The sequence below is a fragment of the Arthrobacter oryzae genome, from assembly GCF_030718995.1.
In the GTDB taxonomy this organism is placed as follows: domain Bacteria; phylum Actinomycetota; class Actinomycetes; order Actinomycetales; family Micrococcaceae; genus Arthrobacter; species Arthrobacter oryzae_C.
The window spans coordinates 3,574,385-3,599,757 of sequence record NZ_CP132204.1 but is presented as its reverse complement, the minus strand read 5'-3'; the positions used below and the strand labels follow the sequence as shown (position 1 = coordinate 3,599,757).

Genomic DNA, 25,373 nt, shown 5'->3' with positions numbered 1-25,373 from the left:
TGCCATGCCACCGGCGTCGAGCTCCCCAACAGCACCAAGGCACTCTTCCGCCGCCGAGGCTGGACGGCCACCAAACGGGACCCAGAAACCCAAAGCCAATGACCATGTCCATCGCCCGGCTCTCCGCTCAGTCGGGCCTGAAGTATCTCTTTAAGACCACCATGATGGACGATCTGACAATCACCCCCGCCGACGCCACCACGTACTACATGAAAGCCGGAACACCGCAGGGGCGCTGGCTCGGCTCCGGCCTGCGAGGAATCAACCGGACCACCGGAGACGTCGTCACGGAACCGGACGCCAAAGCGATCTTCGATCACGCCACCCACCCGGACTCCGGCGCAACTCTCGGCCGCCCCCACGGCCAACCCACCATCATGCAAAACAGTCAGGGCCGCACAGCGACGCGGCACGCCGTCGTCGGCTTTGACCTGACTTTCAGCGTCCCCAAATCCGTCTCCGTCCTCTGGGCGCTGAGCCCCCGCACACTCCAAGACCAAATCCTCGAGACCCATCACCAGGCGGTCAAAGCCACCCTTGAGTGGCTCGAAACTTACGTCATCCACACGAGGGCCGGCCGCAACGGTGTCGCCCACCTCGGCACACGTGGAGCTATCGCTGCTGCCTTCGACCACTGGGAGTCGCGAGCCGGGGATCCGCAGCTCCATACGCACATGGTCATAGCCAACCGCATCCAGCGCATCACTGACGGCGCGTGGGTCACGCTCGACTCGCGGACTTTGTACAAGGCTGCGGTAGCTGCCAGCGAGCACTACAACGGTCTCCTCTTCGACGCCCTCCACCGTAACCTCGGCACCCATACCGATGTCCGAGTGCCGGCCGCGAACACCCACAACCCCAGCCAGCAACTAGCCGGCGTCGACGATACGCTGATCCGCGAATTCTCCAACCGATCGCGTCTCATCGATCTCGAAACCGACCGGCTGGTGGCCCAATGGACCGCCAGTCACGGCACTCCCCCAACCGCGACAACCACCATCAAGCTCCGCCAGCAGGCAACACTTTCCACCCGGACCGCCAAACCGGAAACAGCCATCCCTCTGCGCCAGCTCTCCGCCCAGTGGCGCGCACGGGCGGCCGCCAAGGGCTTCGAATCCCGAGAAGTGCTCGCCAACACTATTCGACGCTCCCACAGAACTCCGTTCCGGGCCTGCGACTTCAAACCAGACTGGGTGGATGCGGTGGGCTCCCTGACCCGCGAGCGCGTCGCCGCGAAGCGTGCCACTTGGAATCGGTGGAACCTCTTAGCGGAAGCCGAACGTGTCTGCGCCGAAATCCGCTGCCACACACCGGCGGACCGTCACACCATGATTGACATCGTAGCCACGGCCGCCGAAGCCCAGTCCGTCCCACTCAATGAGTACCGGTACGCCCTCCCTGCGGAGGCTCAGGCCGATCTCCGCTTCGCAGGCCGCAGCATCTTCGATTTCCACGGCTCCCGTCTCTACACGGACAATGCCACTCTCACCAATGAGGACATCGTGCTGGGAGCAAGGAACGACGACGGCGGCCCGGCGGTGGGCGCGGTCGTCGCTATGGAATCGCTGGCCAGCTACAAACACGGTGGTCGGCTCGATCTGCACTCCGACCAACGGGCGGCAGCAGCCACCGTTCTGCTCAGCGGGCATCGGCTCGACGCCGTCGTCGGTCCTGCCGGAACCGGTAAGACGACTACCCTCGGCGCGGTCAAGGCTGCCTGGGAAGCGGCTTTTGGTGCCGGTACCGTGGTCGGTTTGGCGCCGGCGGCCGCGAGCGCCGAGGTCCTTGGGCGGGAGCTTGCGCTGACTACGGAGAACGTCGCTAAGTGGCTCTACGAATCTGTCGGTCAGGGCGCCGGCAAACGGGCCGCACAGTTCTTCGACACCGAACAGCGGCTCGCCAACCAGGTGACCGTCATGGGACCGCTCACTACTCTCCTCGCCCAAAGAGCCACCCGGCTTGCTGCCGAACAGGACAGGTGGCGTTTTCATCCGAACCAGCTGGTGGTCGTCGACGAGGCCTCCATGGTGTCCACCCTGCAGCTGTCTGCGCTGGTACAGCAGGCGCGGGATGCCGGGGCCAAGGTGCTCTTGGTGGGTGACCCGGGGCAATTGGACGCCATTGACGCAGGGGGTGTCCTTGGCTGGCTGGACCGGCAAGGCAAAACAGTGCGGCTGAGCACGATTTGGCGGTTCAAGGAGGCATGGGAGCAAGGCGCCTCGCTGAAGCTTCGTGCCGGGGACTTCGGTGCCATTGCTGACTACGACAGCCACCGGCGCATTCAACACGGGGTGCATCTCGACATGGTCGACCAGGCGTACCTCAGATGGCAGACCGACATACACGGCGGCAAGTCGTCCATTCTCATCGCAGCGGACAATGACACGGTTGGCATGCTCAACCAGCGCGCCCAGGCCGATCGCGTGGTCCAAGGTGCCGTGGATGCGGAAGACTCGGTACCACTCAGCGGCGGACTTCATGCCGGCACTGGCGACACTGTCATTGCCCGCCAGAATGACCGGGCCATAACCGATAGCAGCGGTGACTTCATCCGGAACGGAACCATGCTCGACGTCGTCCATACAGGCAGGCGCGACGGCTCGCTGACCGCGGTTCGCCGGGACACCGGCACAACGATTAGCTTGAGCCGGGACTACGTTGAGGCTTCCGTTGAGCTGGGATATGCGACGACGGCCCACCGCTCGCAGGGCATCACCGTGGACACCGGCCACACCGTGGTGACACAAGGCCGGCTCACTCGTGAGCTGTTGTACGTGAGCATGACGCGAGGACGCGCAGGGAACCACGCGTACGTTAGCGAGAATGATCCCTTGGATGACGAGCCTATGGATCCCGCCATGCAAGCCTCGTGGCGGCAGATCCTGGGCGAGGTCCTTGCCGCCAATGGCGCCGAACGAACGGCCCACGAAGTCCGTGATGCCGAGCAGTCGAAAACGGACAGCTTGGAGCGGCTCAGTGCCGAGTATGACTACCTCGCACAGCTGGCGGCGGCTGAGGATTTGAGGGAGTTCCTCGAGGCGCACTCGTTGGGCATGGCCTCCGAACTTCAGCAATCGCCCTCGTGGGGCGCAACTGTAGCTGCGTGGCGCAGATCAGTTGGAGTAAGCCGACCGAGCACGCAACGGGTTGTCGCCGCCGCGCTGGAACCAAGCGCATCCGCTCGGGACACAGCGGCAGTCGTCCACTCCCGGCTCCGGCAGTTCCTGTCCGCCCTGCCCGCCGCAGGAATTGATCCCTTGACCGAGGAACTCCGCACCGTTCGTCCCGACCTTGCCAACATGATCGCTCAGGTACGGGAGCGGATGCGGCAGAGGATGGACCACGTCACCATGGCCGCGATGGTGGGTGACGCCGAGTGGAAACGGAACCTCCTTGAGGCATTGGGACCATTCGTCACCACCGAGGAAGCAACTAGTGTGCTTCGCCGAATTGCCATCTATAGGGACAGGTGGGGCGTAGGCGATTCGCCGCTTCCCTTAGGGCCAGTTCCTGCGGCTGATGAGTGGGAGCAAAGGGAACAGCTTGTCAACATCGATCGACTCGTTGAGCACGCAGGCGTCGCCTCCCCCAGCCCTGTGGACTCTCCGAGATGGACTGATGACCCGAAGACCTGGGAAGACCGCCTTATCAATGTCGGCTGGCAACTCTAAACTGGTCGGGAAGGTAATCCATGGATGCGAACCCAGTCCTGAAGCCGAAGCTTGCAACACCTGCTTTGATTCTGAGCAGCGTGGCAATCGCTGTGTGCGTCGTCTATCTCGTCGGGACCGCGGCCGCCAGTGGGCCGGCTAACTTGCCCTTGATATTAACCGCTGCCATGGCACTCTTCGCGGCCGCAGTCGCCGGGGCGGTCTGGTTGATCCGTGCACGCCGGCGGCGTTTATGGATGTCTGGCGCCACCGATAAGTGGCGTCGCTTCAACGACATGAAGCGAAGCAGCGGCACGACGGCAGAGGTCACAGTTGTAAGCGTCGATGCCCTTGAGCCCACAGGCTCGTGGATCACCATCAAATGGAACCGCTTCGACCACGTTCAGCCTGCATGGATCGAAGCCCTGCCGGAAGCGATATGGCCCGGATCGATACTGCTTATCTCACCGGATCCTGCACAAGTCAGGCCTGGAGCGCCATGGCCGGCAACTTACTACATACGGGCTTCCGGTTGCCTCGCCTGGGCCCCGGGCAGCGAGGCTTGATCAACGTCAAGGCGGGTTGGAAGCGCCCGTCGACGAAGATCCGGCCGCTCTCGATGAATCCAAATTAAAGGACGGCAACAACGAGGATTGTTTTGGCCAAACCCGGGCGCTTGCTTTTTGGAGATTGCGGACCATGACCACTTCGTGAGCCATCCTTTTTAGGAGGACAGCCGAAACTGTTTTGGATGCACTTTCAGGGCGCGACGACTTCGGGAAGCATGACCAATAAGCGCGAAACCTTGTCCCCCCTTTGGTCCGAGCCGTTGAGGCGTACGATGCGCTACTGACCGTGCAGGCATATCTCACGGGGCCGACTGGGACATCCTCATGTGGAACTGCGAAGTCTTTGGCGTTCGGGGTCCGGTGAAACCAAGAGTGACGGTGAGGGCTACGGGCATACGATCTTGCCTCTTAAAGATGCCTCGACAGCTGCGGTGCCTAGCCTCAAATCAGATCCAATTGAGTATCGTGCTATACCTGTCGGTCCATCTCGTCGCTAAGGAAGCAGCGAGATACGCAGCCGACTACGTCGATAGCGTCCAGACCGGCGCGTTGTATCCCTAGAAGCCGCGCTTACAGACTATTGGAAGGCGTGCAAGAACAAATACGTTATTCTCGGTGGCTACTCGCAGGGCGCTGAGGTCCTTCGAACGGTGTTCGCCCATCTCAAACCCCAGCAGAAATCATTGGTCGCGTCGGTTGTCCTCTTCGGCGATCCACTTTTCAATCCAAAGGACTCCTCGATTAACAGGGGTAACTACACGCCGGGGTTCGAAGGCATAGATATAGCCCTGTACGGCGACAAGTGTTCAAAGATCCAAGGGGCTTGGAGTCAGCGGTTCCAGGACCACTGCACATATGGCGATCCGATTTGTAATTTCAATCTATATTCTCCGCACCGTGCTATCCCACGACGAAGAGCCCCCCTTTGTGCTCATAACAGATACGCGCAACGCGGCTGGGCCAGGACTCAATACCGGGAGTTCTATCGAACCTTGCTGGGCTGCACGTGGTCTAGTAGAGACGGCCGCCTGGAAACGCCTCGCGAGTACTGACGCGTTTCCATAAGCTACCTCTGGCAAACTGTCCCCATGGATGGGGAAACAATTCGGCTCATGGTCGTGGCATTTGGATCGATAGCGGCTGGTCTGGGCGGAGCCGTGATAGCCGGCGCATACAACCGCCGGAACACACTGGCGACGATAGAGGCCGCACGGACAGCGGCGGAAACGCAACGGGAAGCCGACCAGGACGTAGAGCATGACCGGTGGTTGCGTGATCGCAAGATTGAGGTCTACTCGAAGTTCCTCGAAGAAGTACACGAACTGAGACTCTCTCTCGCCGAGGTGCAAGTGGGGTTCCACCAGGACACGAACGAAGTGGTCAAGAAGGCCAGGGACCTGTCGTTGCTGCACTTGCGCGTCCTGGCTCCCAGGCTAGTTCTGGCAGCGGCTCAAGATGTCATGAAGTCCATAAGATCGCTGATGGATGAGTTGATAGCCATAAAGGAACGGACAGCTCAGAATACGGAAGCATACGACGCCGAAGCGGACGACTTCCGGGAAAAGGTTACACTCCTGGAGCTTCGGATTTCCGATGACTTGGGCATCGACGTGGTGGCCTAGTGGACTTCAACCCTGACACCTGGGGCACTGTCGCTGATTGGGTCGGCGGACTGGGAACCACAGCCGCGTTCGTGGCCACGGCATTCGTTTTCTTCCGAGACGCCAAGGTTCGGCGGATAGCTCAGGCGCGGAAGATTGTTTACATTGCAGAGGCAACGGAGTTCTATTCCATCGCGTCGACCGCCTTCCGCGATACCGGCGATGGCCTGCCAACCCCAATCCACGAGTACATTCTCAAGAACCTCAGCGATGAACCGATTTACGGCGTCCGGTTCATCGCTTCCGGTGGCCCAAGGAAGGGCCGCCGACTAACTGCGCGTGAGGTCGTCCTTCCTGGCGACGCGTTTACTTATGAGGACGAGCTCGACTACCCGCCCGTTGTGGCGTTTCGCGATAACTCTGACGTCAGTTGGGTCCGCAATATCAAGGGAAAGATCCACCCCACCAGCGCCCCATGGCTGACACAGAAAGACGCGGCTTATACGAACTTATAGGTCTGCTGCACTCATCGGTTCAAGCCTCGGATAGCTTCGGCGATGGTCTTTAGCGGCCCTTCGCATTTAGGTATGGTTGGTCTGTTTGAGCCGGTAGGGGCGGTGACCGCCGGCGGCGAGTAGCCACCTGAGTCTGCAGTTGGTGAAGTTGCGGAAACCTCGGGCGATTCTGCGGGTGGTTTCGATGACGACGGTGATCGCTTCCGTGGGCCCGTTCGAGGCGCTATTGGTTCGAAGTAGGCCAAAATCGCTGCCTTCCATTGTTTGAGTGTCCGGCCCAGTCGCGCGACTTCCGGTCTCGGTGCGGATGCTTTCTTGAACAGCTGTGAGACGTGAAGTTCCCGGGTCGGCGCCGGACACTTCCGCTGGAACTTCCTTAGCTACGTTGCCTAGATGCGGCCCCACCATGGCCGCCTTAGCCCACCATCGCCGAAACGCGCACCCGGTTCAGCGCCACAGCCAGCACATCCACATCCGCCTCCGGGAACAAGCTCTCCGGCCCGGCAGGGGCAGCATCGCTGTAGGGTGACTCGTACAGCGCACCAACATCCACGACGCCGTTCTCGGTGAGTTGCTGCACGATCATGTCAATGAAATGCAGCTGGTTGGCGTTGAGGGTCTTGTCCCCCACGAACTCGGACAAGGAATCCAACGCCGCTTGGCGGTCCATGCCCACCAGCGACCTGACAAACAACCCAAGACCCTCTGCTTGTGTAGTGGCCGCTTCAAGTTCCTCGGGTGAACCCGCACCACTGTCGATCAGCATGCGCTGAAGTTCAGCCAGATCCGTCTCGGTCAGGGGCAGCCCGCGACGTAGTCGGTGAATTGCCATGTGGTCCAGGAATCCCTGCAGATACATCCGGGCCTTCTCGCGGTAGCGGGCCAGATCAACCGACCCGGTCACGGTCCCCTTCAGCCCACCCTCGACAATCTCGCCGAGGGTGTCTTCGAAGTTCGTGTAGACCACCCTGCGGCGCTTCTTCTCGATCAGGTGCACTAGTCCCCGGAGCCGCACTCGGATCAGCTCGAGCCACTGCGGTGAGACCTGCCCCCATTCACCTCCCTCCAGGATCGACTGGATCAGGGCCATCTGGGCCGCGATGGCGGGAATGTTCGGCTGATCCTGCAGCGCGGACGCAATCTCGACAATTTTCTTGCGGTACGGCTCCACGGCCGCGGCAGAGGTCAATGACGCCAGCTGCGCCTGGTACATCAGCAGATCGAAGCGTTTGGCTTCCTCCGTGTCGGCGGCAGAAGCCAGCGTCGCCAGGGGCGCCAGCTTGGTCTGCAGGTCCGTCAGATCCTGCGTGCCAAGGGCACCCCAAGAAGAAGGCTTTGAGAACTTCTCCACCCACTCCAACTGCGGGCGCACCAGGAAGTTCTCCCGGGGCAGCCCAGCTACCTGCCCCACCAGGCCGGTTTGGAGGGCCGGCACGAAGTCGCCGTCGAGCCCGGCAGTGCGGGCTTCGGCAAGCAGCTGTGTCCGGACGGCGAAGCTGCGGTGCGCCAAGGACTGCCCGAGGGACCCTTCGGAACCAGGCAACTCGGCGTTGAAGTATTCAACGTTCTGGCAGACATCAAAGATGAAGAAGTCCTGCTTGTCCTCACCCGGTCCGTACAGCTCCGGCCTGAGCCGTGTGCCGCGGCCCACCATTTGCCAAAACTTCGTCTTGGAGCGCACTACCTTGAAGAAGAGCAGGTTGACCACTTCGGGCACGTCTATCCCGGTGTCCAGCATGTCCACGGACACGGCAATGTGTGGACTGTCCTCGGTGCGGGCGAAGGCGTCGATCAGGGTGGAGACGTAATTGACGCTGTGCGTGATGATCTTCGCGAAGGTGCCCCCGTACTGGGGGTAGTTTGTGTTGAACCGTTCTGCGATGAATTCGGCGTGCTTCTGGTTCTTGGCAAAGATGATCGTCTTTCCGAGCCGGTCTCCCCCGGCGACCTTGTGCCCGCGGGTCATCAGCACCTCGAGTGCCTTATCCACGGTGTCGGCGTTGAAGAGCCAGGTGTTCAGGATAGCCGAATCCACGGCGTCGGGGATCTCCCCGTCCTCATCCCACTCAGCGGAGTCCCACTCCTCCTTTTCCTCCTCCGAGAGTTCCTCGTAGCGGATTCCCTCGACGGGGAACTTCAGCGGAATGGACACGGTCCGAGGCGGTACGAGGTAGCCGTCGGAGATCGCCTGCGTCAGCTCGTAAGCGAACGTGGGGACCTGGTCCTCGATGTCGAACAGGGAATACGTGTTGCGGTCCACGTCGGACTGCGGGGTGGCGGTCAAGCCCACCAGATACGCATCAAAGTACTCAAAGATGGCCCGGTACTTCTGGTACACGGAGCGGTGGGCCTCATCGATGATGATCAGGTCGTAGTGGCCGATCCCGAACCGTTGCGTCAGGACCGTGCCGTCCTCCGTCCGTTCGTTGATCAGGTTCATCATTGTCGGATAGGTGGCGATGTGGATGCGGCTGTCGGCTTCCACATCGCGGCCCAGGATCACCGGGGACGATCCGGGGAGGTTGGTTTTGAAGGCGCGGGCGGCCTGGTCCACCAGGGCGACCCGGTCGGCGAGGAACAGTACGCGTTTGGCCCAGTTCGCCTGCATCAGCAGGCTGGAGAGCGCGACGACGGTGCGGGTCTTGCCGGAGCCGGTCGCCATCACCAGCAGCGCTTTGCGTTCCTTGTCGGTTTCCAGGGCGTCGGTGACTGCCCGGATGGCCGCCTGTTGATAGCTGCGGCCTGCGATCTCGGTGTTGATGGCCGCCGTGGCCAGGGGTTTCCGGGTGGCGCGGCGGTCCACCATGAGTTGGAGTTGGTCCCGGGTGTGGAAGCCCTGGACCGGCCGGGGCGGGTAGCCGGAGGCGTCGTCCCAGATCCAGTGCTCGTAGCCGTTGCTGTAGTAAATGACCGGGCGCTGGCCCTTCTCCGTCTCCAGCGCGTCTGCGTAGAGCTTGGCCTGCTGCTGCCCCTCGTAGGGTGATTTGGCTGATCGTTTGGCTTCGACGACGGCGAGTGGCTTGCCGTCGGATCCCCAGAGTACGTAGTCCACGAACCCGGTTCCAATGGTGGGGCCGGCGTGGGTGGGCATGTGGTGGACTTCGAATTCGCGGTCCTCTGGCTTGTCGAGCGCCCATCCTGCTTCGCGCAGATAGAGGTCGATGTAGACCCGGGTTTCCGTTTCTGAGTAGTCGTGGCTGTCCGGGAGCTTCTTGTTTTCTTCCTTTGCCCGGGCGATCTGTGCGCGCAGGGCCTCAAGCTGGGCGTGCAGTTCCTCGTTGTCCTGCTTTTGCGCGGCCAGCGCCGCATCCTTGGTGGCCAGTTCTTCGGCGAGTTTGGCCGTTTGGTCCGCGGTGCGGGGCTTCTCGGCGGGCACCGTAACGCCCGGCTTCGGCGTCGGGCTGAGGAACTGTCCGTTGAACGCGACCGTGGAGGCCGGGCGGTTGGCTGGATTCCGGGTGTAGCGAAGCGCGAGCCAGATGCAGACGTGGAAGAGTTCCCGAATGGTCTGCTCAGAATGCTGGACGGTGATGGCGGCGTTGGTGTGGATGGCGCTGTTCGCGACCTTGCGGATGAGGTGGAACTTGCTCACGATCGTCTCGCCGGCGAGCCGCTTGAACGTCGGTTCCGACATCAGTGCGTTGAGATCGCCCCTGTACGGCAACGCAAGCGAGGTGTCGGCGTCATACAGCCAGGCCAGCAGCGTTTCGATAGTCCGCCGGGCGTAGAGCAGCGACGACCGCGGGTCCCGCCGCGCATACCGCTCGGCCAGCCGCGCTTCCTTCGCAATACCCGGCCACTCCGCCTGCAGTAAAGCGAAGTTGCTGTTCACATCCCCCAATGCCACTCCTCTGTTGTTCTTCTCCCTGGAGCCTAGATGATGCTGCCCAACATGTGGCCCGGCAACACCGGTTTGAGCTCAGACCTGTGGCAATGCGATATTCGTTCCGAGGATGTGACTACTCAAAGAAGTCCTCGTCGAGCTCGACAATGTCGTAGCTCTGCTTCACCTGAACTCCCACCCGGTACTTGATCATCAGCCCCACAAGCCGGACACCGTCGATCAGAATGACCCGCGACGGAACGGCCTTCACGTAATCCCGTGCGCCGGAGGTGAACGCGCTGGTGGTAATGAATACGCCCCGCGAGGCGCCGACACCGTGCAGTGCGCCGACGAAGGCCTGAATGGCTTCACGGCCCACAGTATTGCCGTCGGCGTACCGCTTAGCCTGAACATAAATGCGATCCAGTCCCAGCGCGTCTTGGTCGATGACCCCGTCGACGCCACCGTCGTTGCTCCCGCCGATACGCTTCCCTCGCTGTTCGGCCCCGCCGTACCCCATCTTGAGAAGTAGATCGACGACGGCCTGCTCAAAGAAATCGGGGTGGCTCTCCCGCAGACGCGTGAGGAGTGCATCGCCGACGTCGCTGTGGATGCGGTTGATCCCGGATTCGATCTGCTCGATGGGGTCAATATCCTCTACGAGGGTCTCATCAACGATGGACAGCGTCGGCTTTCGGGCATCGGACTGCGGCCAGAAAGGCGCGAACAGCATCCGCGCCGTGGAAAAGTCACTGATCCCTGCAGGGTGTTTGGAAAACCACTCGCGCCCCGCCGCGGTGATGCGGTAGTTGGCCCGGACCGGCCGTTCAATCCAACCTGCCTTCAGAAGATTGCTGATGGCCCATCCGAGCCGCTGCTCGGACCTGAGGCCACCGGTGTTCAGCGTCTCCTCACGCGCGGCCTCCGACAGCCCAGCAGAGTCAATGGCGCGGCTAACGATGTCGCGACGGTTCAGCGTTTCGCCGGCGGAAAGTGCGCGAAGCACATGGGTTACAAAAAGCGGCCAGATCGGCACCTCTGAGTCAGTAGTGGGAGAGGCTACCTCGCTCATCAGAGTTCTCCGTTAAACGCACGATGCTGGAGGGAGGCGAACAGGGCATCAAGCTCGGTCAATTGGGCTTGCAGCCGGTTCTTGAGCCTGCCAATGTTGGAAACTCTTTCAGAGAATTTTTCTTGCAATTCGAATGATGGCAGCGCAATTTCAACCTGATTTATTCGGCTCCCAGAAATTAGCGGCTGTCCCGATTGGCTCGAATATTGGTTTAAGTTTGCAATTCTTAGGGCAGTCGCCAGGTAATCTAGCGAAGCACTAGCTGGAATGGACTCAGCATAGAGAGCGTTATCGGTTATCCAAGACTTTGGAACTGTCACATGAACGACACCACAATAGGCTCCTACACGTCCAATGACCAGTTTGCGCTCCGCGAACATGTATTGATCATGTTTCCCATTGACTCCGTTTCCGCCGTAAACGGAGTAGCCCCCGGTGCTAACCATGCCCGAGGCAGGAAGAAAGCTTCCACTCTTGAACTTCACGAGGTTCCCGATTTTTTCTCGCCTTACGTCCGCAGCGCTGAACATGGCGTGAAACATCGAATCCACGAGAGCATCGCAGTGAGCGAGCGTCGTCCGGCGTTTGGTGCGGAGCTCGTCGGCCTTGTCCAGGATGACCGCAATCCGCCGCTGTTTGTCGACCGGTGGGAGCGGTATGGGCATGGCGAGAAATACTGCCCTCGGCAACGACCGTCTTCGCGCAGTGGATCCACGTAGCTTCGCCACGTAGTAGCCGATCGCCTGAGGAGATCGAAGATACTTCTCCAAGTAGCTACGGTCAACCGCGTTCGGATTCCGGAGGTCCCAAACACCATAGGCCGGACTCACGATGCCTGCATCCACCAACATCTGAAAGGACAAGACGCCTTCATCAATTGGGAAACCAACAACTAGCTGGCCGTTGGATACAACCTTGTACTGAGATAGGTCTCTACTTGCTATGCGCTTCTTGAACTTATCTTCCTGACGAACCAAACCGTGATGCATTGTCATGGACAGAAGCGGGTACGCCCGGCTTCCCGCTTTGAGGACCTTCGCATCTGTAATAATCTCTCCAAGAGGCACGTGCGTCACGTCGAAGTCGGTAGCCGAAAGCATCATTTCCGCAGTGGATGTCACTTCAACAGGTCCTTTAGCTCGGCCAGGCCTTGCGCGATCTCGTATTCAAGAGCTTCTAGACCGGCGATAATTTCGGCCGGCGCCTTGTGGTCGATCTCTTCGTGCTCAACTTCCCTGTACCTGTTAAGCGAGAGATCGTAGCCATTGTCGGCGATCTCGGCCTTGGGAACGAGGAAGGACTGGTCCGTGCGTACCCGGACGGCCTCCGTTGTCGTCCGTTGCTGCCAGCGGGCCAGAACGTCGTCAAGGTCTGAGGTATCCAGCGGGGTGCGTTTGTCATCGAGACTGAAGCCGTCCGAGGTCACGTCGTAGAACCAGACGTTGTCGGTGCCGCCGGAGTTGGTTTTGGTGAAGAACAGGATCGCAGTGGAGACCCCGGCATAGGGTTTGAAGACGCCGGACGGGAGTTTGACCACGCCTTCAAGCTTGTGGTTTTCGACGAGTATTTTCCGCAGCGCTTTGTGCGCCGTGGACGAGCCGAACATGACGCCGTCGGGCACAATGACTGCAGCCCGGCCGCCAGGCTTGAGCAGCCGGAGGAAGAGGGCAAGGAAGAGCAGTTCGGTCTTTTTGGTCTTGACCAAGGAGAGCAGGTCTTTGGCAACGTTCTCGTAGTCCAGGCTGCCGGCGAAGGGCGGGTTGGCGAGGATGACGTCGTATTTTTCTTCCTCGGTCCCGTGCAGGTCGGCCAGGGAGTCCCGGTAGGTGATGTCGGGGTTTTCCACACCGTGCAGGAGCATGTTCATGGAACCGATGCGCAGCATGGTGCTATCGAAATCGTAGCCGTGGAACTGGCTGTGGTGGAAGAACCGACTCATCCCCGGAGTGGTCAGCAGATTCGGGTTCTTCTGCCGGAGGAATTCCCCCGCTTGGACCAAGAACCCGGCAGTGCCGGCGGCGGGGTCGCATATGGCCTCCATCGGCTGCGGCGCCGTCATTTTGACCATGAGATCGATGATGTGGCGGGGCGTGCGGAACTGTCCGTTGGTTCCGGCCGAGGCGATCTTACCGAGCATGTATTCGTAAAGGTCGCCCTTGGTGTCGCGCTCGTCCATTGGGATCTCATCGATGATGTCGACGACTTTTTCCAGCAGCCCAGCGTTGGGGATGGTGAAGCGAGCGTCCTTCATGTGCTGGGCGTAGGAGGACTCCTCGCCGTTTGCCAGCTGGACCAGCCCGGTGCGCAGGAACGGGAAGATGTGCTCGGCGAAGACGGTGTACATCTCGTCTCGGGAGAAGTTCTTGAACTTGCTCCAGCGGAAGTCCTGGTAGGATCGGCCCTTCTCATCCAGACCGGTGGGGAAGACCGGGTTTTCAACCGGCTTGCCGGTGCGGTTGGCCTTGTTCTCCGCCCGGGTCTGGTTCTCGTCTAGGCGCTTCAGGAAGAGCAGATACGTGATCTGTTCGATAACTTCCAAAGGGTTGGAGATGCCGCCAGTCCAGAACGCGTTCCAGACCTTGTCTACCTGAGATTTGATTTCGCCTGTTATCACCTGCCCATCTTATTGGAGCCTCAGCGACGTTCCACACTCCAGTTTCTTCGAACTATCGCGCGGCACCCTCGTATTGGAAAAAGAAGTTGCCCTCAGCTGCAACGCGCCTTGGTTGCCAACCGTAGCCGGAAACATGCGTTTTCCAGCATCAGCTTCTGTAGGAATTATGAGCCCGGAGAAGCCTTTGGCTGAACTGTGCACTCCGGCCTCACCACGTGGGAAAGCCGGTTGGCGTCCTCACCAACCCGCTTTCCCGGCCACCCGGACGGCCCTTTCAGCTCTTAGAAACTCATCTCATTCCCCGCCGCGGCCCCGAAAGGGGGCACCACCACCGGGCTCTTTGAGCTGACGCTGTATGCCGCCGTAGCCGCCTCTGCCGCGACGGGCGCCTCGACACCTGCACGCACTCCAGCATCCGGCGCTGCCACTGTCCCGTGCGACATGCGCTGGTACACCGCGGTCCCGAAACGGAGATCCGGTCCGATGGTGTCGGCGACAATGCGTCGGGCTTCGCGGCGTTCGCCGTCCTTCTCGTACGAGCGGAATTCCAACTCGCCGGCAACAGTCACAGGGTCGCCCTTTTGCAGTGAACTCGCCGAGTTCTCGGCCAGCGCGCGGAATGCAGAGACATTGTGGAAGACGGGTTCTCCGTCCTGCCAAGTGCCACCCGCGCCCTGGATTCGCTGGTTGACGGCGACGCGGAGCTTAGCGTGAGCCACTCCGCTTTCGCCTACGCTGAGTTCGGGATCGGCAACCAGGTTGCCGGCGATGCTGATCGGTATTTTAGTGCCCATGGTTCTGTCCTTTCCAAAGCCGGCGGGACTCTCCCGCCGGACAAATTGTTGCGAGTCGGGCTCACGGCCCGGCCATTACTGGTCCGTCCACCGACCGCAAAGGTTCTTCCACGCCCGCGTAGGACGCTGCCGGGCTCAGCCGTGGGTCCGCGTCGGCGCTGGTGATCTTGCCGCCGAATCCCGGCGGGTGTGTGATTTCGAGAATTCCCTTGCTAGCAGCAGTGACCCGTCCAAGTACTGACTTCGCAATATCCGCACGGGACACTGGGAGCCTACTGCTGGCGTCGTGAGCCATCGCGTCTTTCTCCGCGTCAATGACGGCGTCAGCCCATCCGGCGAGATAGGTCGCGGATTGAGGTCCGCGGTCGATCCCGTGGGCCTTCAGCACCGTGTAAGCCACGGATTCGGCTTCCACTTCAGCAAGTCCGCGATGATCTGCGCTGCTGCCATACAGCCTGCCGACCGCATCATCGGGGCCATGAAGCAGCACATGCCCAAGTTCGTGTGCCAGGACAGCTGCACGATCTTCTGGGCTGAGCCAGGCGCCGACCTGAACCCGGCGGTGGGTGAAATCCGTAAAGCCGCTCGTCAGCCCATACTGGGCGTCTGTCACATCGACATTGAAGCCATGGCTGCCCGCCACCGTGGTCAGAGACCCCAACAGCTCAGCTACGTCCAAGACAGACTCGGCACCGCCGCGGGGAACGAGCAGCGGTGTGCCCTGCGTTTGTGAGACGTCGAAGACCGCCTGGCCCCGCCAGCCTGTGATGACCGTCTTCTTTCCATCGTCGACGGCGCCATGGGGCGCATGCTCACCCACCTGGATGCGCTGCCGGGTACCGTCAGGAAGCGTGACCTGCTGGAGTCGGGCCGTACGGGGAGCTATCACCCAGAGTGCGTGCTCACCTCTTAGCACCGTTCGGCCGTGGCGAGCCCATTCCTTGTACCCGGCTACCAGAGTCGGTTCGTCGGTACCGCGGTGTGCCATCTGCATCATAAGTAGGGCAACATTGCCACCCGAGTAGCGCCACAACGTTGCCGACGCTTCCAACAGCACTTGCCACTGCGACGGAGATTCAACTGCCTTTTCCAGGATTCTGTGGAGGCCCTCCGTCAAGGCAGAGATGCGCTCCTCCGGCGTCATACGGGAATTGCCCGATTCACTGCGTGCTGGCGCGGCACCTGCCGCCACAGCACTCGATGTGTCTTCAGACTCAGGGGCCACGACAGCCGCCCTTCATGCTTCTTGGAATCCCGCCGGGACCACCCCGCGGATACTTGTTCATGTCCTGAGGCGGGATAACCGCATGACTTCAGAATTCGTCCCCAATCTGGTGGGATGCCGCCTGCCACTCAATGAAGTCCGGTGCGTCTGTCCGCAGCGTCCTCAACACGGACTCCTTGTGTGCCTGCAGCCCAACACAACCGGCCGTCCGGGTATGGATCCGCAGCCGCTCAACGGCGTGCGGCAGCCGCTCGTGAAACGCCAGGGGCCCGAACCCGGAATCGTCGCTGGCGTAGGAGGCCAGTTCCGCCCGCTGCAGAGCATAGAGCTCAGCCACGATCTCGGTATGACGCCACCAGCAATCCGGAACCACAGACGTCGTCAGCTGGTACGTGGCAACAAGCCAGCGGACCCACACCGCCAAAGAACGCCACACGCCTCCGGCCTGCTCAGCTGTCATTTCCCGCCAACGGTATGTCACTCCGGATGCCCGCCCCGGTGGCCGGAATGCAGAGCGGAAGAGCTCCGCCGTCAGCTCATCGTCGTCCGCTCCGGCTGACGGGATCTCAAAGCGCTCGACGTCGTCATGGCTGGCCATCGGCCGGCTCCTCAACTGCTGCCTGCCTCAGACGGTGTCCATCAGCCAAGGTCCGTTCCAGCTCCAGCTTTGACCGACCGAGCTCGGCGGCGTCTTTTCGTTTGTGCCATTCGCGCAGGTCCAACAGGATGGGCCGGGTTCGACGTCCCAGCATGAGGGCTGTGCCTGCAGGCAAGCGCCTGATCTCATGAAGCGGCAGGACCGGGCTCTCCCTGATCTGCTCGCCGTCCTGCCGGCCCTGCGCAGACCAGGAACGGGTGTTCAGGGTCAGGCTCCGCTCCCCCAGCAGCCCGGCCAGCGAGCGCAGGTCACGTTCGTCCGAGCCCCCGCCGAAGATCACCTTGATGATGGCCGAGTCCCAGATGGTGGCCGCCTCATCGATGGACCAGCCGGTACGGGCCTGGGACAGGGATTGGAGAACCACCAGCGTTGATATTCCGATGCCGCCGCCGTCAGAGAGGGCGATGGGCAGGCCCGGCCACGGTGCCAGGTTGGCAATCTCATCAAGAATCAAGGACAGCGGCGGATCCAGCCTTCCCCCCGGAGCGACAAATGCCAGTTCGCGCGCGGCGTTGTCGATGTCGTCGATCAGAGCAGAAAGATACGGCCCCGCCGCAGCAGCTCCGGCACGGGTGCCGATCAGATACAAGGTGCCGCAGCCCCGGATGAAACTTTTGGGGTCGAATTCCTCCGACTCGTCCCGGGGATCCAGTGCGCCCAGCACTTTCGGTGACGACAGCGGTGCGACGGCAGCCGAGACACCAATCCAGGAGTTTGACGTGTTCCGCGGGTCATCCTCGAGGATGCCCATCAGATCGGCCTGCCACCCCAGCGCCGCCGCCGGTTGGCTCAGGACCTCCAACGCCTCACGTGCCAAGACCGGACTCGAAGACCAGCGCCGAAACGCGCGGACGCCCTCGCCGGACAGGGCCGCAGCATGAAGGAGGCATTGCAGGATGATCAGCGAGCGCTTTTGCCATGCAGCGTTCTCACCCTTCATCTCCGTGTCCGCGGTAATAACGAGAGCCCGGCGCGTCGCGATATCCGGGTCCTTACAGCCGCGAACGGGAGACCATCGAAGTGTCGAAGGTAGTCCGGACATACCTTGCGGATCGAACACTGTGACCGGCCTGCCGCGTGTAGCACGGGCCTTCATTGTGACCACCAGGTTGTCGGCGCGGGTGGACGTCGTAACCACAGCGCCCGGCGCATCGAGGATGGCGTTGATGACCACATAAAGGCCCTTGCCGGACCGCGGAGCACCCTGGATGACCATCGATTCCTCCGTGGAGACATGAATCGTGACGCCGCGGGAACGGCCTAATGTCCAGGCCACGTCCTGGATCCGCGGTTCGGCAAGGCCTGGCCGCGTGAACTTGCCGCGCTTCAGAACGGCCCTCGCTCCGAAATCCTGGAGGATCTCGGTACGGCGCGCGATGCCCTCGCGGCTCAGGATGTCCTGGCGCAGCCACGCGCCGGATTGCTTCCACCGCCTCCAGGCAAAAACAGACCCGACGGCGAGCGCAGCCGCCAGCAGGAGGACCGGGCCAACGATCCACAAGACATTGCCGGTCCCGACATCGCACCCCGGCGGTACGCGGACGATCCAGTCGATCCGGGCGATGAAAAGTCCGACGGCGGCGGCCGGGTTGAAGGGCGACGGCTGACTGCCGCCGCATCGCCAGGCCACCACGACGTTAGCTGCCCCCTGGACGAGGAAACACAGACAGACATAACCGGCCACGGCGATAAGCCCGGCCGTGACCAACGGGCTGTCGGTGCCTCGCCGCGAACTCATCTGTGGCATTCAGATCATCCGGTCGTCGGTGCCGAAGACTGCCAGTTCATCTGTGGTGACCCGGTTCGCCACAATGAAGGAACGGTTCCCGACTTTCCAGAGGCCAACACCCTTGGGGAGGTTCTCTACGTGCTCGCATTCTGCCTCCGACAGGCCCAGGGCTTCTTTGGTCAGGCGCATGGCGTCGTGCTTTTGCCGGTAGATGATCCTGGTGTCCGCCTCGGTCAGCAAGCCGAGGGCCTTCTGCCGGTGCCCGCTGGAGCTGTCTCCAATTTCGTTGAGGTCTGCGACTTTGTGCATGATGAGCAGATTCGCAATGCCGTAGGTGCGGGCTAACCGCCATTGCTCGCTCATTTTGGCGAGCATGTACGGATCGGCCAGCATGCGCCAGCCTTCGTCGTAGACCACCAGCCGTTTGCCGCCGTCGGGATTGGTGACGGCGGCCTCCAGCCACGTGGCACCGCACGCGGCGGCCAGGGACAATGCCTGCTCCGAGGCGCCGATGAGCGCAGACGTGTCCATCACCATGATGGGCGCATCGGCGTCGAACGCGACCGTGGACGGGGCGTCAAACATGCCTTCCAGGTCACCGGAGACTGTCCGCCTCAGGGAGTGGCTGACCGCCAGTCCCCCGTCCTTGCCCACCAGCCCGATCGTTTCCTTCGACGGGTTCAAGAGATGGTCAAGGACCATCGGCAGCGTCGGATTCGAGTTCTCGGCCACCGTCTCCATGAGAGCCATGTCCAGGGCTGTGTGCTCCACGGGACGGAGGGGCATGCCCTGCCGCATGAGGGAAACCAGTGCCACCAACAGGTAGCGACGGCGCTGGCGCACCACGGCCTGCCACTGTGCCTCACTCAAAACGCTGGACCGCGGCCCCGCATCGAGTGGATTGACGCGGGCGGCGCGGCCGGGGCCCACGGAAATGACCTTGCCGCCAACCGCATTCGCAACGGCAACCCATTCGCCTTTGGGATCGGAGGCGACGGCGGCCTTCCGCCCCAGCGTTATGGACCTGGCCACCAGGGATTTGCCGCACATGGATTTCCCGGTCCCCACAGTGCCGATGACCACGATCGAGGGTCCGCTGATGACTCCCTTGTCATAGAGAATCCACGGATCGTAGGAAAACGCTCCCGACCCGAAGACGTCCGTGCCGATATAGGTGCCTTCGTGGCCGAGCCCGGATTCTGTGATGAATGGATATGCCGCCGCGAAGGTCAGGGTCGACGCGCGGTGTGGTGCAGGACGCAGGCGGTGCGGGCCACGCAGCGACTCGGGTTCCCGGTTCCCCCAATCGCCGCCGTTTTCGGCGGTCTCCAGCCGGGCGCCGACCATCTCGCCCGCCCGGTTCAGAGCGGCCGCCCACGGTTGGCTGTCAGCGGCAGCCGCCCGCCGTCGTCGTTCCTTCCGCTCCTTACGGTTCACACCGGACGGCACGTATTCCACCGACTGTTTTGTCCGTGTCATCGCAGACCCCGCCCGAACGGGAGCGCACCGGCGACGAATGCAGCCCATTGCTGCCCGGCCAGCAGGCGCAATTCGACGAAGGCTCCCGCGGCAGCCGACTCCAGTTCCTGCCGGTGGCGGGCCAGGTCCTCCAGGGTCCCCGCAGTAACGGTCAGGTAGGCAGCGGGCCTTACGTCTCCGTGTCCTGCCACGATCTCCTCCTCGCGCTGGGCGACCTCTTCTTCCTCCGCCCGTTGCTCTCGGGTCAGCGGCCTGTCGAAGCGAGTGTTGATGCGGCGCCTGGTTTCATGGGCCTCCTGGGCGGAGCGGATGTCCCGCAGCGCCTCAGTTGTGGGCACGGCCCGAATCACCTCCGTCACCGTATGCCGGAAGTCGCCCACATAAATCAGCGGATGAAGGAAACCCGGAAGTACCTTCTGCCGCGGCCACTCAGCGATCCAGAACGTTTGATGAAAACCGGAATCCGTTCGTACGTATGTCCAGTGCTCTTCCACGGCCATGGGGCCCGCAGGCATGTTCGGCGGCACGGAGTCTCGGGGTTGTGATTCCTTCTTGGCCGGATTCCTTGCCCCGCTTGCGACGGCGGCGGGATCGAATGCGCCCCGAACGACGTCGAGGATTCCGCCTTCCGGCAGCCACTCCTCCACCTTGACGCCGTGCGTCCCCAGCGCTGTGGTCATGGCCTCGACCTCCAGACGAAGCACCCGTTCGACACCGACCAGTCCCCCGCCTGACTCTCTGATCCGGCGTCGGGCCTTGGACGTGTCAACCACGAGTGCGATCAGGAGATCGTGGCTCATCGTGGATCCCGCCGCCGAAATCAGATCCTCGTACGCGCGCTGACCCCAAGTGAGTTCGCTGGAGTCGCCCGCCGGCCGCGGGGCCGCCTCTGCGTAGAAGTCCCGCAGGGCGGTGGACGGATACGGAACCGTAAAGTCCTGCACGGCGATTCTCGCGAGACCTGTTCGCTGGGCCATGCCCGCCTGGACGCGGGACCAGGCCTGCACGGCCCAGGCTTTGTCGTCGCTGTCTAACAGCGCGAATGACCGGGTGCTGCAACGAAGTACTGCTATCGCCTCCCTGCCGCGGGCGTCCACGATGAAACACTACCCTCGCGTGGTCCGTCGCAATTCCAGGTTCCCCAGCCCTCCCGGAAGCGCCAGCCGTCCGGCCAGGACTGCTCGTTCAGGTCTGGTTAGGAACCTTGTTTGTCCGGCCATCGATCGGTAGAAGAACAGGACGGCATGGCCGGCCCATACCGGGTACGGAATCCGTGAATACTGCAGCAGGCCGAGGAGCATCAGCACCAGCCACAACGGTCCCGAAGCGAACAAGCCGATCGGTCCTTGAGATGCCGATGCGAGACTTGCCACGACGACTCCGGCCGCGAGCAACAGCAATTGATACCACTTCAGGCCCATGAACAAGCCGCGGCGCTCGTAGCGGGGGAATTTGACTGCCTCGAGGGTGTGTGAAGTTTCAGACATGGAAATCACCGTCGGTTGGGGGCTGGATTACTCCTGGCCGGTGGATTGGAGGCTGGGCCGTCGGGGCGATCGGTGGCGCGTAGTTCGTTAGCTTCGACGACGGCCGTGGTGACTCGCTGGGGGTCTGGCCCCCACGTCTGCTTCCCGATGCCGATGCGCCCGGGACCGGGTGCGGCTGTGCGCTGCTTCCCGGTGGCGAGGCTGGGCTGGCGGCCGAGGTGCCGGCGTCGAGCATCAACGCACCAGCGTTGCCAGCTGGCGTGGATGACGGCGTTGCACCCGTTGGCCTTCCCGGAAGAGGGGCACCGGTCGGCAGCGTGCGGGTGGGAAATTGGTGACGACTCGACTGGATCGGGCGGGTCATCGACGAACGGCCAGCCATCCCTGCCAGAGTGAACCGGCCACCGGTCTGCCGGCTTATCTGCCGGGCGGTGAAGCTGGAGGTTCGAGTGAGGACGTGTCCACCACCGGCAGTTTGAGCGGCCGCGGCCAGCTCGCCTCCGGCGAAACTCACGAGCCGCAATGCCATCAGAGGCGCACCGCAGGCCAGTGCCATGCCCACAACACCAGCGGCCAGCCCGGCGAATGACTTCGAGTCGGCAAAAAGCTTGATGGCCACCGCCAGCACAGTTGCTGCAAGAGGTTTGGCGAGCAGCAAGGCAACGACAATCTCGCACCACCGACGGGCCCAGGTTTTCGTCTTATCCCATGGCATCAGCATGAGAGCGACCGGAGCGACGGCGGCGAGGACGATGAGCGCGAAGGACCGGAAGATCATCGAACACATTAGGATGAACGCCAGGATCCAGACGACAATGACAGCCATCACGGTGACGACGACCGCCCCGGCCGCGCCGCCGGCGGTTCCGGGGGCCAACGACACGACGCTCCATTCCCGCCCGGAGTCCGCCGGGGCCCGTTCGAAGCCAAAGAGCCGCATGAACACCAGGTAGGGATCCGTCCCCATGGAGTCGAGCAGTGCCGTGGCTGCGGAATCGCCCACTTTGGTTAGCTGGCGGACAAGGTAAACGGCACCGGCCACCAAGGGAATGGCTGCGGCGCCGCCAACCATTGCCCGCACCAAGCGGCGTGGCTGCTGGCTGATCAAACCGGAAAGCAACTGGAGGATCATGGCGGCGACGAGCGGCGTCATCATGATGACAACCCACCAACTCGTCAGCCCTTCAACAGCCGTCCATTGAGAATCGTCGACGTCGGAGACACTGAATGCGCCCGTGATGAACGACCAGATCCAGGACGCAGTGCCCTGGAGAATGTTAGCGAAAAACGATGTGATGGAACCTTGAACGCCGTCGTTCGCTTGCGAGACAAGACCGCAACCGGGCGGCCACCATCCGCCCAGATCGCACTGAACCGGCATGACTGGCTGGACCTAGAATCCGAGATTGAACGCCGACTGGGACCAAAGGATGTAGCCATTGATCCCGCCCAGAATTGCCGCCACCGGTCCTGTCCAAAGCAGGATCATGCCACCGCCCGACGCGAGCCGCGATGACTGGCTGAGCTTGCCGGCGAGGAGCATTGCGGCTCCCACGATCGCCACAATCGCGATCACGATGAAGGCCCCGACCAGGATGCCTCCGCCGATCTGCTTGAGTGATTCGAGAAAGGGAAAGTTCGTGTTCGGGGTGATGCCAGGGTCCACCGCTGCCAGAAACATCGCGCGCTCCATCTGTCGTCTTCCAAGGAAATGAGGGGTTTGGGCTCACGACTTCATGGAGGTGGCGGGGCGAGGCGACATGACCGTTGCGTGGTCTGGCAGAAAAACGAGATGCCGCTTTGAAGCGGCGACAAACTCGGAGCGAGGGATCAATTCGAACATATGTTCTATACTTGTTCGGTGATCAAGCGTGGTTCTCCCGACGACTCCGAGCGCATGTTTGCCCGGATGCAGGCCGAAGAGAGCCGACCGATTGATGACCCAGCTCCAATCCGAGACTTCCCGAAGTATGGCCGGCCTCTGGTCTACGTGAGCGGGATCTACGGCAAGGCTGTGGGGTGGACGCACACTTACGGCCTGATTGAATGGTTGGACTCTTCAGGTAAGTACCACCTGGGCTGGGCGCACTCATCGAGCATCAAGCGCGTGACACCGGAAGAGTGGAAAGGCGAGAGCGGACTGTAGTAGTCCGCAGCGATCGACTTCAACCCTCAGAGATGGTTGCGTGCGGTATCAATCTTGCCCGACGACATGTTCCCCCAGTTGGGTCGACGGTGTCATTCTTGGTCTATCCAGCAAGTTTGTCCCAGTGGTACGTAGCAAGGCGTCCTCGATAGTGGGTACAGCCGCGCCAACGACAATCTTCAGAGCGGTGACCGCTCGTGATCCTTCATAATCGTGCGAAGCCAGTCATCGAGCGGCTTTACCGCCTGAGGGACGGTCGTGCGTGTGGCAAGGTGCTCTCTCAGGAGAGCCGACGGCAAGTGAGGCTTGACCTTCCCCGACTTCTTGCCTGTGGAGTTCCATCCCTTCGAGCCAAGCCAGGCCGCCAGCTCCCCTTTGCCTGTGGCGCCTGACGCGTATCTATCCGACGCCGCCTGGTCAACCTCGTTCTCGCCCGCCGGTCCGAGCATCTCAGCGAGCTTCTTCTGACCCATCGTGTCGAGCAGCAGGCCTTCAAGATCGGATGCCAGAACGAACGCATCCCACCTTGCAAGACCGCGATTGAGACTCGCCTGCTGCTCAAGCGCGGCCTTCAAGCTCGACACCGTTGCATCCGCCAAGCCGTGCAAAGCCTGAAGCTCGCTCTGGGACGGGGCAGGATCTCTGGCTTTGAGGATCTCGAGTAACACGCGCTTGCCTTGGCCGCCTGGCTTGTGCACGCCGTCTTTGTCAGTGATCACGTAGGCGCGAACGCCGAAGTACTGCGCCAGAGCCACGAGATGCTTGATCGTGTCGATGCCCGACGCTTCAATAACAGCGATACCCATGGCGTAGTGGCCGCCCGCCCCGCCGGTGATGCGAGCGAGGAGATGGTCGATCAGGAGCTTGTCACCATGGCCTTCGACAAGAACAACCGAGTTCGCGAAGACGAGCTCACTATTTGTTGCGTCGCAGTATCTGGTCAGCCGGCCCTCTTCAGCCTCTGTCAGCTCCTGACGACGCGCGGTGTAGTTGGTGCCACCGGAACTGAGCGGAAGCCGTACGATGCGGCGAACCGAGAATGAATCCACCAAGACGGGGCTGTGGGTAGTCACAAGCAGCTGCGCACCCGCTGAGATCTCCCGCAGGATCTTTGCCATCGCCCGCTGCGTCTGCGGATGGAGGAAGGCTTCAGGCTCCTCTATCGCGAACACCACGTTTCCACCCACCTGCTGGCTCTGAGAGGCCACGTACCGAAGGATCCCGAGCACCATCGCGGACTGGAAGCCGGTACCGCGTTCGGCGATCGAGACCTCAACCTCGTCCCTGCTGGTGATCACAGCCTCCTGGAGCATCCCTCGAAGAGCATGCCTTGAGTCAGGCAAATTTATACCAAGCTCACGTTCCCTAAACGGAAGCTCGGTCGCAACGGCGACGACGGACTCGCTGAGGACCTTGTGCACAAGGTCCTCAACTGGCTTGATCGCGTCCTCGAACTCCTTCTGCAGCTGAGTCTTGCGCGAGCCACCCGATCTCACGAGTACGCCCTCAAGCGTCTCGTACAGCCTGACCAGCGACTGGTCGTTCTCACCCTGCCCGGATTCGCTCACGCGGACGGACGGGATCTTCACGAAGCTAAACGATTGCAGTACCGCTTTGTAGAGCTCACTCGCGCGTGCTGACTTGCGACTCGCCTCATACGTGATACGCCCGCCCCGTGAGCATGAGATCTTGATCCAGAAAGTGCCGTTTTTGAGGACCGCGTCGGCGAACAGCTCCTGCTCGGCATCGGCAAGTCCCCCGAAGTGCACCACAACGCTGGACATCATCCTGGGGCCTCCCTGCACGTAGTACTCGTGCAACGGCATCAACCGCAGCAGATCCGACCCGGTCGGGTTGGCAAAGAAGGTCTCCAGCACCCGGAGCAGCGACGACTTCCCTGCATTGTTCGGCCCGGCAATAAGCTGGAGCTGCGGATCCAGCTCGATGCTCAGCTTCTCGAACCCAAGCAGCCGCTCTACGTCAACGCGATCAATATGCACGCGGGTCAGTC

At 61.8% G+C, this 25,373-nt stretch carries 19 protein-coding genes and 2 pseudogenes; 6 read left to right on the top strand and 15 right to left on the bottom strand.

The window, feature by feature from the left end; translation table 11 throughout:
* Positions 1 to 98: 98 nt before the first annotated feature.
* From mobF to Q8Z05_RS16405, 5 genes and pseudogenes are all read left to right on the top strand, one after another.
* Positions 99 to 3,671, top strand: coding sequence for a MobF family relaxase (gene mobF / locus Q8Z05_RS16420; protein ID WP_305940643.1), 3,573 nt, complete (start codon positions 99 to 101; stop codon positions 3,669 to 3,671).
* A gap of 20 nt (positions 3,672 to 3,691) precedes the next feature.
* Entirely contained in the window at positions 3,692 to 4,216 is a 525-nt protein-coding gene (locus Q8Z05_RS16415; protein ID WP_305940642.1) for a hypothetical protein, read from the top strand.
* 605 nt (positions 4,217 to 4,821) lie between these two features.
* A pseudogene (locus Q8Z05_RS21480) lies at positions 4,822 to 5,271 on the top strand (cutinase family protein); the annotation flags it as partial.
* Positions 5,272 to 5,307: 36 nt separating this feature from the next.
* Positions 5,308 to 5,841, top strand: coding sequence for a hypothetical protein (locus Q8Z05_RS16410; protein WP_305940641.1), 534 nt, complete (start codon positions 5,308 to 5,310; stop codon positions 5,839 to 5,841).
* Positions 5,841 to 6,335 carry a hypothetical protein gene (locus Q8Z05_RS16405; protein WP_305940640.1) on the top strand — a complete coding sequence of 165 codons (495 nt, stop codon included), beginning with the start codon at positions 5,841 to 5,843 and terminating at the stop codon, positions 6,333 to 6,335. Before Q8Z05_RS16410 ends, Q8Z05_RS16405 begins: the two co-directional genes overlap by 1 nt.
* Before the next feature lie 66 nt (positions 6,336 to 6,401).
* Here Q8Z05_RS16405 and Q8Z05_RS16400 read toward each other — a convergent pair.
* From Q8Z05_RS16400 to Q8Z05_RS16335, 14 genes and pseudogenes are all read right to left on the bottom strand, one after another.
* Positions 6,402 to 6,643: pseudogene (locus tag Q8Z05_RS16400) on the bottom strand (transposase); the annotation flags it as partial.
* A gap of 107 nt (positions 6,644 to 6,750) precedes the next feature.
* On the bottom strand, positions 6,751 to 10,167 hold the full coding sequence (locus Q8Z05_RS16395; protein ID WP_305940639.1) for a DEAD/DEAH box helicase family protein: 3,417 nt from the start codon (positions 10,165 to 10,167) through the stop codon (positions 6,751 to 6,753).
* A gap of 127 nt (positions 10,168 to 10,294) precedes the next feature.
* Positions 10,295 to 11,230: a restriction endonuclease gene (locus Q8Z05_RS16390; protein ID WP_305940638.1), complete on the bottom strand. Its 936-nt coding sequence runs from the start codon at positions 11,228 to 11,230 to the stop codon at positions 10,295 to 10,297.
* Positions 11,230 to 12,351, bottom strand: a complete 1,122-nt coding sequence (locus tag Q8Z05_RS16385) for a restriction endonuclease subunit S (RefSeq protein ID WP_305940637.1) — start codon at positions 12,349 to 12,351, stop codon at positions 11,230 to 11,232. Before Q8Z05_RS16385 ends, Q8Z05_RS16390 begins: the two co-directional genes overlap by 1 nt.
* A complete protein-coding gene (locus Q8Z05_RS16380; RefSeq protein WP_305940636.1) occupies positions 12,348 to 13,844 on the bottom strand; it encodes a type I restriction-modification system subunit M in 1,497 nt (498 codons plus the stop codon). Before Q8Z05_RS16380 ends, Q8Z05_RS16385 begins: the two co-directional genes overlap by 4 nt.
* A gap of 281 nt (positions 13,845 to 14,125) precedes the next feature.
* On the bottom strand, positions 14,126 to 14,638 hold the full coding sequence (locus tag Q8Z05_RS16375; protein WP_305940635.1) for a single-stranded DNA-binding protein: 513 nt from the start codon (positions 14,636 to 14,638) through the stop codon (positions 14,126 to 14,128).
* Between the two features lie 61 nt (positions 14,639 to 14,699).
* Positions 14,700 to 15,782: an ArdC-like ssDNA-binding domain-containing protein gene (locus Q8Z05_RS16370; protein ID WP_305940634.1), complete on the bottom strand. Its 1,083-nt coding sequence runs from the start codon at positions 15,780 to 15,782 to the stop codon at positions 14,700 to 14,702.
* Positions 15,783 to 15,951: 169 nt separating this feature from the next.
* The gene (locus Q8Z05_RS16365; RefSeq protein ID WP_305940633.1) at positions 15,952 to 16,461 is read right to left on the bottom strand and encodes a hypothetical protein; all 510 of its coding nucleotides are present in this window, start codon (positions 16,459 to 16,461) and stop codon (positions 15,952 to 15,954) included.
* Entirely contained in the window at positions 16,448 to 18,259 is a 1,812-nt protein-coding gene (locus Q8Z05_RS16360; RefSeq protein ID WP_305940632.1) for a type IV secretory system conjugative DNA transfer family protein, read from the bottom strand. Before Q8Z05_RS16360 ends, Q8Z05_RS16365 begins: the two co-directional genes overlap by 14 nt.
* Positions 18,260 to 18,268: 9 nt before the next feature.
* A complete protein-coding gene (locus Q8Z05_RS16355) occupies positions 18,269 to 19,729 on the bottom strand; it encodes an ATP-binding protein (RefSeq protein WP_305940631.1) in 1,461 nt (486 codons plus the stop codon).
* Positions 19,726 to 20,826, bottom strand: a complete 1,101-nt coding sequence (locus Q8Z05_RS16350; RefSeq protein WP_305940630.1) for an SCO6880 family protein — start codon at positions 20,824 to 20,826, stop codon at positions 19,726 to 19,728. The genes Q8Z05_RS16355 and Q8Z05_RS16350 overlap by 4 nt, the downstream gene beginning before the upstream one ends.
* A gap of 9 nt (positions 20,827 to 20,835) precedes the next feature.
* On the bottom strand, positions 20,836 to 21,216 hold the full coding sequence (locus Q8Z05_RS16345) for a hypothetical protein (protein WP_305940629.1): 381 nt from the start codon (positions 21,214 to 21,216) through the stop codon (positions 20,836 to 20,838).
* Positions 21,209 to 22,597 carry a type IV secretion system protein gene (locus tag Q8Z05_RS16340; RefSeq protein WP_305940628.1) on the bottom strand — a complete coding sequence of 463 codons (1,389 nt, stop codon included), beginning with the start codon at positions 22,595 to 22,597 and terminating at the stop codon, positions 21,209 to 21,211. The genes Q8Z05_RS16345 and Q8Z05_RS16340 overlap by 8 nt, the downstream gene beginning before the upstream one ends.
* 12 nt (positions 22,598 to 22,609) lie before the next feature.
* The gene (locus tag Q8Z05_RS16335) at positions 22,610 to 22,897 is read right to left on the bottom strand and encodes a hypothetical protein (RefSeq protein WP_043480665.1); all 288 of its coding nucleotides are present in this window, start codon (positions 22,895 to 22,897) and stop codon (positions 22,610 to 22,612) included.
* Positions 22,898 to 23,077: 180 nt separating this feature from the next.
* On the opposite strand from Q8Z05_RS16335, the gene Q8Z05_RS16330 reads away from it, so the two are divergent.
* The gene (locus Q8Z05_RS16330) at positions 23,078 to 23,362 is read left to right on the top strand and encodes a hypothetical protein (RefSeq protein ID WP_305940627.1); all 285 of its coding nucleotides are present in this window, start codon (positions 23,078 to 23,080) and stop codon (positions 23,360 to 23,362) included.
* Between the two features lie 179 nt (positions 23,363 to 23,541).
* Here Q8Z05_RS16330 and Q8Z05_RS16325 read toward each other — a convergent pair whose 3' ends face one another.
* Positions 23,542 to 25,362 carry an ATP-dependent nuclease gene (locus Q8Z05_RS16325; protein WP_305940626.1) on the bottom strand — a complete coding sequence of 607 codons (1,821 nt, stop codon included), beginning with the start codon at positions 25,360 to 25,362 and terminating at the stop codon, positions 23,542 to 23,544.
* Positions 25,363 to 25,373 lie beyond the last annotated feature (11 nt).

Coding starts and splice junctions, on each gene's coding strand:
- mobF (WP_305940643.1), top strand. CDS start 99: ATGACCATGTCCATCGCCCGGCTCTCCGCTCAGTCGGGCCTGAAGTAT.
- Q8Z05_RS16415 (WP_305940642.1), top strand. CDS start 3,692: ATGGATGCGAACCCAGTCCTGAAGCCGAAGCTTGCAACACCTGCTTTG.
- Q8Z05_RS16410 (WP_305940641.1), top strand. CDS start 5,308: ATGGATGGGGAAACAATTCGGCTCATGGTCGTGGCATTTGGATCGATA.
- Q8Z05_RS16390 (WP_305940638.1), bottom strand. CDS start 11,230: ATGAGCGAGGTAGCCTCTCCCACTACTGACTCAGAGGTGCCGATCTGG.
- Q8Z05_RS16375 (WP_305940635.1), bottom strand. CDS start 14,638: ATGGGCACTAAAATACCGATCAGCATCGCCGGCAACCTGGTTGCCGAT.
- Q8Z05_RS16370 (WP_305940634.1), bottom strand. CDS start 15,782: ATGACGCCGGAGGAGCGCATCTCTGCCTTGACGGAGGGCCTCCACAGA.
- Q8Z05_RS16365 (WP_305940633.1), bottom strand. CDS start 16,461: ATGGCCAGCCATGACGACGTCGAGCGCTTTGAGATCCCGTCAGCCGGA.
- Q8Z05_RS16360 (WP_305940632.1), bottom strand. CDS start 18,259: ATGAGTTCGCGGCGAGGCACCGACAGCCCGTTGGTCACGGCCGGGCTT.
- Q8Z05_RS16355 (WP_305940631.1), bottom strand. CDS start 19,729: ATGACACGGACAAAACAGTCGGTGGAATACGTGCCGTCCGGTGTGAAC.
- Q8Z05_RS16345 (WP_305940629.1), bottom strand. CDS start 21,216: ATGTCTGAAACTTCACACACCCTCGAGGCAGTCAAATTCCCCCGCTAC.
- Q8Z05_RS16340 (WP_305940628.1), bottom strand. CDS start 22,597: ATGCCGGTTCAGTGCGATCTGGGCGGATGGTGGCCGCCCGGTTGCGGT.
- Q8Z05_RS16335 (WP_043480665.1), bottom strand. CDS start 22,897: ATGTTTCTGGCAGCGGTGGACCCTGGCATCACCCCGAACACGAACTTT.